Source organism: Bradyrhizobium sp. WYCCWR 13022 (assembly GCF_030435535.1).
Classification (GTDB): Bacteria; Pseudomonadota; Alphaproteobacteria; order Rhizobiales; family Xanthobacteraceae; genus Bradyrhizobium.
On the sequence record NZ_JAUIZJ010000053.1, the window covers coordinates 1 to 1,231 of the forward strand.

1 protein-coding gene is annotated in these 1,231 nt (G+C 65.2%); it reads left to right on the forward strand.

The window, feature by feature from the left end:
* Nucleotides 1-37: 37 nt before the first annotated feature.
* On the forward strand, nt 38-1,231 hold a 1,194-nt coding region (locus QY049_RS38875), incomplete at its 3' end, for an integrase core domain-containing protein (protein ID WP_258762484.1).

The following is a 1,231-nucleotide window of genomic DNA, read 5'->3' on the forward strand; positions in this document are numbered from 1 at the left end:
GAGGACCCTGCCGATGGGTTGGAAGGAGACCTGTGCCGTGGAAGAGCGGATGCGCTTTATGGTGGCGGTTGAGAAGGGCGAGGAGTCGTTTGCCGCGATCTGCCGGCGGTTCGATGTAAGCCGCCGGATTGGATACAAGTGGCTGGCGCGCTTCGAAGAGGAAGGGGTTGCCGGTCTGCTCGACCGTTCGCGAGCGCCGGCGCATCATCCGCAAGCAATTGTCCCGAAGGTCGCGGAGCGCTGCCTCGAGGTGCGTCGGGCACATCCGACCTGGGGGCCGAGGAAGGTTCGGGCCTATTTGAAGCGCGCCGCGCCCAAAACGGCTTGGCCGGCGACGAGCACGATCGGGGAGCTGTTCGACCGCGAGGGGTTGACGGTGAAGCGCAAGCTGCGCCGGCGTAGCCCGCCATCGAGTGCGCCGTTTGCCGGTTGCGAGGCCGCCAACGACGTCTGGTGCATCGACTTCAAGGGTTGGTTCCTGACCGGCGACGGCAAGCGGTGTGAACCGCTGACGTTGACCGACGCTCATAGCCGCTACCTGTTGCGCTGCCAGGCCCTCTCCCGGACGGATACCGACCATGTCTGGCCGGTGCTGGATGCGGCCTTCCGCGAGTTCGGGCTGCCCCGTTACCTGCGGTCGGACAACGGCTCTCCCTTTGCGTCGACCGGCGCGGGCGGGCTGTCGCAACTGTCGGTGAAACTGATCAAGGCCGGCGTGACGCCGGAACGCATTGCCCCGGGCAAGCCGCAGCAGAACGGCCGTCACGAGCGCCTGCATCTCACTCTGTTGCAGGATGTGGCCAATCCGCCGGCGCACAGCATGCGCGAACAACTGAAGCGACTACGCAGCTTCCAGCGGCTCTACAACGAAGAACGTCCGCACCAGTCACTCGACGATGCGACGCCGGCCGAGCGCTATCGAGCTTCACCGCGACGCTTCGACGGCATCCTGCGCTCGCCGGAGTATGGAGATCGGGAGGTGCGCCGGGTTCGGCACAACGGAGAGATCAAACTCGACGGCAAGTTCATCTACATCACCGCAGCTCTGGCGGGTGAGCCGGTCGGCCTGGCTGAAGCTGAAGATGGCTGGATCGTCAGCTACGGCCCGATCACGCTCGGCACCATCGCTCACCATGCAGACGAACTGCGACGCCCTAAACGCAAAGGCCGTGGACTTGGGGACAACGCTGCGCGTTGCCCCCAGGGTCCACAGCCCCAACAACAACAGACC